Source organism: Acinetobacter sp. Res13-Abat-PEC15-P4-01 (assembly GCF_015676285.1).
Classification (GTDB): domain Bacteria; phylum Pseudomonadota; class Gammaproteobacteria; order Pseudomonadales; family Moraxellaceae; genus Acinetobacter; species Acinetobacter nematophilus.
The window spans coordinates 156613-164948 of sequence record NZ_JADAIN010000046.1; the positions used below are offsets into that span (position 1 = coordinate 156613).

Consider the following 8336-nt stretch of genomic DNA (forward strand, 5'->3'; position numbering starts at 1 on the left):
TCATGCTTTATTTTTATTTTTTGAGATTTTTAAAATGATTAACGGTTTGGAACGTGTACGCTTAAATAGCTTGCACAGTAAAATAATGTCTGCTGAACAGGCTGTAACTTTAATCAAAGATGGTTCAGTGGTCGGTGTGAGTGGTTTTGGGGGCGCAGGCGAGGCTAAAGCAGTACCTTTGGCATTGGCAGATTATGCAAAACTGCACCCTTTGAAAATTACTTTAGCGTCTGGTGCAAGTTTAGGGAATCGTATAGATGGTCGCCTAACCGAGGCACATGCTTTGGCGCGCCGTTACCCGTATCAAGCTGATCCTGTTTTGCGCAAAGCGATTAATGCCGGCGAGGTCATGTATATTGATCAACATCTCTCTGAAGTTGCAGATAATATTCGCCATCATAATTTAGCAAAACCCCATGTCGCGATTATTGCAGCCACTGCGATTACAGAGGACGGACAAATCATTCCGACGGGTTCATGTGGAAATGCTGCAAATTTTGTTGAAATGGCAGATCAGGTTATTGTTGAAATTGACAGAACTATTCATCCGATACTTGAAGGAGCACACGATATTTATCTTCCCAAGAAGCGACCTTATCGCGATCCTATCCCTCTTACGCAGGTGAGTGATCGTATTGGAACATTGGGTATTCATCTTGATCCTGATAAAATTTCGGCGATTGTTTTCAATGATATTCCAGATACCTCATTTAAAATGGATCAAGCAGACGATGAAACACTTGCCATTGCACAGCACTTGATACGCTTTTTTGAAAATGAAGTAGCGCTCGGACGTTTACCTGAAAACTTAGGTCCATTGCAGTCTGGTGTTGGTTCAATTGCAAATGCTGTTTTTGCAGGTTTTGCGCATTCAAACTTTCATGATTTAGAAATGTACTCAGAAGTGTTGCAGGATTGTACATTTGAATTGATTGACTCTGGCAAAATGAAGTTTGCTTCGGGTTGTTCAATGACCTTGTCTGATGAATGCGCCAAACATGTGATGACTAATTTTAAGCACTATAAAGATAAAATTGTGTTGCGCCCACAGGAATTATCGAATCATCCTGAAATCATTCGACGTTTAGGAATTATTGCAATCAATACTGCACTAGAGTTTGATATTTATGGAAATGTAAATTCAACACATGTGGCTGGTAGCAGAATGATGAACGGTATTGGAGGATCAGGGGACTTTACTCGCCATGCGCATCTGGCTATTTTTGTGACCAAATCGATTGCCAGAGAGGGTACAATTTCTTCGGTTGTTCCTATGGTCAGCCATTGTGATCACGCAGAACACGATATTGATGTTTTAGTGACAGAACAGGGACTGGCCGATTTAAGAGGCTTGGCACCACGGGAACGTGCCCTTAAAATTATACAATGCTGTGCACATCCATCCTACCGGACTGAATTAATGGATTATTTTGAGCGGGCATGTGTATTGGGTGGACAAACACCACATCTTTTAGCTGAGGCTTTGTCTTGGCATGCACAGTTTGAAGAAACAGGCACGATGAAATCTGCTTAAAAAATCAAAACAAAAAAACCTGATCACTGATCAGGTTTTTTATAGAAGAAATGATACCTTGCTGAATTAATCAGCACGACGCCAAATTGTACCTTGACGCGTATCTTCAAGTACCACTCCTTGAGCGAGTAAAGACTGGCGAATTTCATCAGCACGCGCAAAGTCCTTATTTTTCTTGGCATCTACACGCTGTTGGATCAAATCTTCAATGTCAGCTTCAGTTAAACCTAATGCGTCTTGTCCAATATCTGACTTCAAAAACTCGTCGACATTGTACTGAACTAAACCGAGAATGTTGGTTAGATGGCGTAAAGTAGAATAATAAAGCGTTGCTTGCTCTGCATTTTCTTCTTTGACAGCACGATTCAGTTCTTTAATGATTTCAAACAGTACAGCAATTGCTTCTGATGTATTGAAATCATCGCGCATCGCGACATTAAAGCGTTCTACCAAGGTTTCATCAAGTAAATCTGTAGATAGATCACCATAAACCTGCTGATATGCTTTAAATGCATGATAGAAGCGTGACAGGGTTGTTTTTGCTTCTTTTAATGCAAAGTCTGAAAAGTTTACAGGACTGCGATAGTGTGAAGAAACAATGAAATAGCGAATCACTTCTGGATGGAATTTCTCCATCACATCACGAATCGTAAAGAAGTTGCCTAGTGATTTAGACATTTTCTCACCATCTACATTGATAAAACCCACATGCATCCAGTAATTTACATATTGTTCATCGGTAGCAGCTTCTGATTGGGCAATTTCATTTTCATGATGTGGAAATAAAAGATCTGAACCACCGCCATGAATGTCGAAGTGATTGCCCAAGCAGCAAGTCGACATTGCGGAACATTCAATGTGCCAACCCGGACGTCCATTGCCCCATGGTGAAGTCCAAGAAGGTTCATTGGCTTTGGCATGTTTCCAAAGCACAAAATCAAAAGGATGCTTTTTCTCAACGCCTACATCGACACGCTCAGAAGCACCAGCTTGCATATCATCAAGTTTGCGTCCGGAGAGGCGACCGTACTTGGTAAATTTTTCCACTTCAAAATATACATCGCCATTTGCAGCTGGATAAGCAGCACCTTTATTGACTAAATGACCAATCATATTTTGCATCTGGTCAATATAGTCGGTGGCACGAGGTGCTTCATCGGGGTGTAGGCATCCCAGATTTTCTGCATCTTCATTCATGGCTTGAATAAAGCGATCCGTAAGTGCTGTAATGCTTTCACCGTTCTCATTGGCACGTGCAATGATTTTGTCATCAATATCCGTAATGTTTCGAACATATTTTACATTCCAGCCCTGACTGCGTAGAAAACGAATGATGTAGTCAAAAGCAACCATCACTCGAGCATGTCCAATATGACAGTAATCATAAACTGTCATACCGCACACATACATGTCGATATGTCCTTCTTTACGGGGAACAAATTCAACTTTTTTACGTTGCTCAGAGTTGTAAAGAACAAATGGTTGCATAGGTTTTCTAAATGTTTCAACAAAAGGGTGATTTATCTTAACCTAAGCTCCATATTTCATAAAGATTTATACGTTAATTTTCTAAGAAAATGAAATTTATACATTTAGGAAAGCAGGCTATTGTATTGCTATGCTAAAATAGCAAAAATATTCCGTTTGATATTCAAAACTCTTTTAGAGTTAAGGTAAGTCCATTTTGAATTCTGAAAATAAATCAAATCCTGTTGATTTTCAAAAGGTTGCACTTGAAACCTTGCGCATTGAAGAACATGCACTAAAGATTTTAGCGGCTCAAATCGATGCGCGATTTACGCGTGCCTGCGAAATCATTTTGCAATGCCAAGGTCGTCTGGTGATAACAGGAATGGGAAAATCTGGTCATATCGGACGGAAAATGGCAGCAACCTTTGCTTCTACAGGAACCCCTTCATTTTTTATGCATCCTGGTGAAGCAGGGCATGGTGATTTGGGGATGTTGGTCAAAGGAGATGTGCTTATTGCAATTTCAAACTCGGGAAAGAGTGACGAAATTATGATGCTGATGCCTTTGATTAAATATTTAGGTGTTCCATTAATCACCATTAGCGGTGATGATAAAGGTCCGATGCCACAAAATGCCGATGTGGCTCTAACACTGGGAAATATTAAAGAAGCTTGTCCATTGGGTTTAGCTCCGACTTCAAGTACAACTGCGACATTGGCACTAGGTGATGCTTTGGCAGTTGCCTTGTTAGATGCACGCGGATTCACTGCCGATGATTTTGCGATGTCTCATCCGGCTGGAGCACTGGGTAAGCGTCTGTTATTGCATGTAAAACATTTAATGCATACAGGCAATGATTTACCCAAAGTATTACCCAATACGCCAATGAATAAAGTATTGTATGAAATTTCAAATAAACGTTTGGGTTTAACCACGATTGTCGATGAAAATGATACTTTACTGGGTATTTTTACAGATGGTGACTTGCGTCGTTTAATTGATAAACAACAAGGTTTTGATGTGAATTTGGCTGTGTCTGAGGTCATGATAAAAAACCCATCAACAATTTCTAAAGAAGCACGTGCTGTGGAAGCTTTAGAAAAAATGAATGAAAAGAAAATCAGTCAATTTGTGGTTGTCGATGAGATGCATAAAGTGATCGGTGTCATTAGCATGCATGATTTGATTCAAGCTGGAGTAAATTAATCAATGGCTTCCTATGTTTTATTAGAACAAGCGCGTCATATTGAAGCATTGGTTTTAGATGTAGATGGAATTTTAAGTGACGGTTTCGTGACATTGACCAATTCTGGAGACGAAATCAAATCATTTGATATCCGTGATGGGTTGGGTATGAAACTGGTCCAAAAATCTGGGATCAAAGTCATTATCATTACTGGGCGTAAAAGTCATATCGTTGAAAAGCGTATGTCTGACCTTGGTGTCGATCTGATTTTTCAAGGGCGTGAAGATAAAGGGGTTGCACTGAAAGAAGCGTGTGCAAAACTCAATTTAGAACCTGAAGATTGCTTGTATATGGGGGATGATTGGCCAGATCTTTCAGCATTTGCACTGGCTGGAATGAAAGTCACAGTACCTAATGGTCACGTTGAAGTTCGCCGTCGAGCAGACTTAGTCACACAGGCAATGGGCGGGCGTGGAGCGGTACGAGAAGTTTGCGATATGTTGCTGATGGCTAAAGGCACTTACCAAGAACTACTTGAAAAATATACAGCTATACCGCTTTAATAGCTTAAATTCAGATTGATCAAATGTTGAATATAATTTATGGATACTAAGGTTCTATATGTGACTGCTGTTGTCATTGCGGCAATGAGTGGTGGCTATTACTATTACAGCGGAAAGGGCAAAAAGTTGGATGGAAGTTCAGCACAAAGCATGACCTATTCTGCTGAAGGTATTCAGTTGGTTCAAACCGATGAAAAGGGCAATCTTTATGTTCGTGCTCAAGTTGATCATCTAGAACAGGATTTACAAAGAAAAACGTCTAAACTCAGCAATCTCAATGCTTCAATGTTTAATCAAAATCAAGTTGACTCAACTTTTTTTGCCAAAGAAGCAAGGGGATTTAATGACAATGAAAAGGTTGTTTTATCGGGACAAGTTAAAGCAACTAAGCTTGGTGAACGTGGGATGATGGAATTTCAAACGGATGAATTAACCGGGTATCCTAAAATTCGTCAGTTTGAAACGACTCACCAAGTCACTGTCAATGCACCTGATGCACAATTTATTAGTCAGGGTTTAAAAGCTGATTTAAACCAAGGTCAATATGAATTTGCAAATATTCGAGGAAAGTATGTACCTAATTAAGATCTTTTCACTGAAACAATCTTTCCTGAGAAAAGCGATCTGTACGATCAGTATGTTGAGCTTATCAGTAACGGCATTTGCATTACCATCAGACCGCAATCAACCCATTTCGCTTGTTGCGGATAAAGCCACTTATAGTGAAGCGACAGGTGTGACGACCTACACAGGTAACGTCATTATTGAACAAGGTACGATGAAGCTTCAAGCTTCTTCAATTGTTGCTCAATTGAATAAAAGTAAACAAATCAGCACCATTACTGCTACAGGTGGTCCAGCTAAATTTCAACAACAGGTAGACAGTGCAAAAGGTGTGGCACGTGGTGAAGCGCAGAAAATTGTTTACAATGCTGAAACAGGTATCATCAATCTGATAGGTAATGCTTATTTATATCAAGATGGTGCAAGTATTCGAAGCAGTACTTTAAAATACAGTATGAATAAAGGGGACGTTGAAGCTTCAGGTTCATCAAATACAACAGGTTCATCAAAAGGGCGCGTGCAAATTATTATCCCACCAAACAGCGCCAAGTCTTTCCCTGGAGCACGTGATTAATGACAGCTTCGAATCAAAGCCAAACACTGTGTATTAAACACTTAGCTAAAGTTTACAGTAAACGCTGGGTGGTAAAAGATGTTTCTTTTAGCATGCAGAGTGGACAAATTGTGGGATTACTGGGTCCAAACGGTGCAGGTAAAACAACAAGTTTCTATATGGTTGTGGGTTTGGTTCGTATGGATAAAGGAGAAATTCATTTAGATAATGAAGATATCTCCGACTTAGCCATGCACCAACGTGCACGTAAAGGAATTGGTTATTTGCCACAGGAAGCTTCTATTTTCAGAAAGCTCACAATCGCTGATAACATCATGGCAATTCTTGAGACTAGAAAAGATCTGAATAAACAGCAACGACAACAACGTCTTAAAGAGTTGCTTGAAGATTTTAAAATTACCCACATTAAAGATTCATTGGGTATGAGTGTCTCGGGAGGTGAACGTCGCCGTGCTGAGATCGCAAGAGCTTTGGCAGCAGATCCCAAGTTTATGTTACTGGATGAACCTTTTGCAGGCGTAGATCCAATCTCCGTGGGTGATATCAAAGATATTATTCGGCAATTAAAGGACCGTGGTATTGGAGTTTTAATTACTGATCACAACGTCCGTGAAACATTGGCAATTTGTGAGCATGCCTACATTGTGAGTGAGGGAGCAGTCATTGCAGAAGGCACTCCTGAAGAAGTATTGGCCAATGAAACAGTACGTCAAGTTTATTTGGGTGATGATTTTACTGTTTAATAATTTTTATTAAAAAATGGAGTTTAAAACTCCATTTTTTTTTGTTCAATAAAAATATTTAAATTAAATATTCAATAAATTGTGAGTTTATTAAATATTTAGAATATAATTTTTTTGTGATGCTCTTCGCATTAATGATTTTTTTTACATTTTTTGTATAAAAATTAATCTATGAATAATTCTTAAGTTTCAATAATACCCGTAAATTTTAAATGGAAATAACTTGATTATAAAAATGATGATTAATCAGTATATGCCATAGCTGTTATTTAAAAAAACATAGGATTATGAATAAAAAATTAATAAATTTATAAAAATGATGAACATCACTTGGAATGATGAATATAAAGCGATAATTAAATTTAATTGGGTACAGCTAGTCTAAAACAGTTCAATCAAAATAAATAAATGATAAGCGCATCACGAAATGCTTTTAAATACATTAGTTAATATAGACAACTGATATTTTTTATAATGTTATACGTTTTTATTATTAAAACTATACACTTGTGAATTTTGTCTCACTTATTTATCTTTTTTGCATAAGAGTGAATTATAAGACGGAAGAACTATTATGAAAAACATCACAATTTATGAAAAAGGAACGGCTAAAATTCTTACTCAAGATTTAGTGAATAAACATCACACTGTTTATAAAGTGAATCTAGATAGTGCTGAAATAGCCAAAATCGTTAAAGTTAATAATAATCTGGAGGTTTATTTACAAAATGGAGAAAAAGTTGTTATTGAAGACTTTTTCATTGGAGAAAAACCAAAAGAATTTACTATAGAAACTTCAGATGGAAAACATTATTTACTTGAATTTCTTGAATTTGATGCAAATGGCACAGTGACTAAAATTGATTATCTGGGTATCAATGATTTTCATGAATATTTATTAGGTGAACATAGCGCTGTACCAGCTTGGGCTTGGGTTGCAGGTGCAGCGGGGATTATTGGTATAGCCGCAGCTGCAGGAAGCAGCGATGGAAGTTCAAATCATTCAGGAAATGGTGATAAGACTGGTCCTAAAATAACACATCAGATTTTAGATAATGAAAAAATTAAAATAACAGCAGATGAAGCCAGTAAAATTACAATTGTTGATGCGAATGGTAAAATAATTGGTTCAGGACAATTAAATCAGGCAGGTTCACTCGATATTACTTTAACAAGACCATTGGTTGATAATGAGAAAATAACAATAACTGCAACTGATAATGCTGGAAATAAAACAACTGAAACTATAAATGTTGGAGATGTTACCAAACCTACCGTTGAAGTAAATATTGTCGATAACGACACTATTCATATTGTTTCAAATGAACCAGGTAGCAAAGTTATTATTAAGAATGACGCTGGTCAAATACTTGGTCAGGGGGTAATTGGACAAAATGGTCAATCAACAGTTGATTTAACTTCACCATTAACTGATGGTAGTAAAATTATTGTTGATGTAATTGATGCTTCCGGTAACCAGACAGAAAAAGTAATTACAGTGGGAGATGTAACACCACCAATGATTACCAGTAGAGTTCTGGATGCCACACATATTGAAGTAATATCAAATGAAGCTGGTCAAGTCACCATCAAAGACAGTAGTGGTAATGTGATTGGTAGTGGAACAATCACAGGAAATAACACCATTGATAATATCCAGCTTACACGTCCGTTGACTGACGGGGAGACAGTGAAAGTCAC

8 protein-coding genes are annotated in these 8336 nt (G+C 37.9%); 7 read left to right on the forward strand and 1 reads right to left on the reverse strand.

What is annotated here, in order from left to right; genetic code table 11:
- Positions 1 to 34 precede the first annotated feature (34 nt).
- Positions 35 to 1534 carry a succinate CoA transferase gene (locus IMO47_RS16665; protein ID WP_196076929.1) on the forward strand — a complete coding sequence of 500 codons (1500 nt, stop codon included), beginning with the start codon at positions 35 to 37 and terminating at the stop codon, positions 1532 to 1534.
- A gap of 66 nt (positions 1535 to 1600) precedes the next feature.
- Here IMO47_RS16665 and cysS read toward each other — a convergent pair whose 3' ends face one another.
- The gene (cysS, locus tag IMO47_RS16670; protein ID WP_196076928.1) at positions 1601 to 3022 is read right to left on the reverse strand and encodes a cysteine--tRNA ligase; all 1422 of its coding nucleotides are present in this window, start codon (positions 3020 to 3022) and stop codon (positions 1601 to 1603) included.
- Between the two features lie 196 nt (positions 3023 to 3218).
- Between cysS and IMO47_RS16675 the strand changes: the two genes are divergently transcribed.
- The 6 genes from IMO47_RS16675 to IMO47_RS16700 form a co-directional block, all read left to right on the forward strand.
- The gene (locus tag IMO47_RS16675) at positions 3219 to 4211 is read left to right on the forward strand and encodes a KpsF/GutQ family sugar-phosphate isomerase (RefSeq protein WP_196076927.1); all 993 of its coding nucleotides are present in this window, start codon (positions 3219 to 3221) and stop codon (positions 4209 to 4211) included.
- Positions 4212 to 4214: 3 nt separating this feature from the next.
- On the forward strand, positions 4215 to 4754 hold the full coding sequence (locus tag IMO47_RS16680; RefSeq protein WP_196076926.1) for an HAD-IIIA family hydrolase: 540 nt from the start codon (positions 4215 to 4217) through the stop codon (positions 4752 to 4754).
- Positions 4755 to 4793: 39 nt separating this feature from the next.
- Positions 4794 to 5339 carry an LPS export ABC transporter periplasmic protein LptC gene (lptC, locus tag IMO47_RS16685; protein WP_196076925.1) on the forward strand — a complete coding sequence of 182 codons (546 nt, stop codon included), beginning with the start codon at positions 4794 to 4796 and terminating at the stop codon, positions 5337 to 5339.
- Positions 5326 to 5892: a lipopolysaccharide transport periplasmic protein LptA gene (lptA, locus tag IMO47_RS16690; protein ID WP_196076924.1), complete on the forward strand. Its 567-nt coding sequence runs from the start codon at positions 5326 to 5328 to the stop codon at positions 5890 to 5892. The genes lptC and lptA overlap by 14 nt, the downstream gene beginning before the upstream one ends.
- Positions 5892 to 6635 carry an LPS export ABC transporter ATP-binding protein gene (lptB, locus tag IMO47_RS16695; RefSeq protein WP_004824561.1) on the forward strand — a complete coding sequence of 248 codons (744 nt, stop codon included), beginning with the start codon at positions 5892 to 5894 and terminating at the stop codon, positions 6633 to 6635. Before lptA ends, lptB begins: the two co-directional genes overlap by 1 nt.
- 574 nt (positions 6636 to 7209) lie before the next feature.
- Positions 7210 to 8336: Ig-like domain-containing protein (locus IMO47_RS16700; protein ID WP_196076377.1), on the forward strand; the 1127-nt coding region annotated here is incomplete at its 3' end.

What these genes read in the sequence shown, in the direction of transcription:
- lptA (WP_196076924.1), top strand. Translation starts at nt 5,326, where the DNA reads ATGTACCTAATTAAGATCTTTTCACTGAAACAATCTTTCCTGAGAAAA.
- IMO47_RS16665 (WP_196076929.1), top strand. Translation starts at nt 35, where the DNA reads ATGATTAACGGTTTGGAACGTGTACGCTTAAATAGCTTGCACAGTAAA.
- cysS (WP_196076928.1), bottom strand. Translation starts at nt 3,022, where the DNA reads ATGCAACCATTTGTTCTTTACAACTCTGAGCAACGTAAAAAAGTTGAA.
- lptC (WP_196076925.1), top strand. Translation starts at nt 4,794, where the DNA reads ATGGATACTAAGGTTCTATATGTGACTGCTGTTGTCATTGCGGCAATG.
- IMO47_RS16680 (WP_196076926.1), top strand. Translation starts at nt 4,215, where the DNA reads ATGGCTTCCTATGTTTTATTAGAACAAGCGCGTCATATTGAAGCATTG.
- lptB (WP_004824561.1), top strand. Translation starts at nt 5,892, where the DNA reads ATGACAGCTTCGAATCAAAGCCAAACACTGTGTATTAAACACTTAGCT.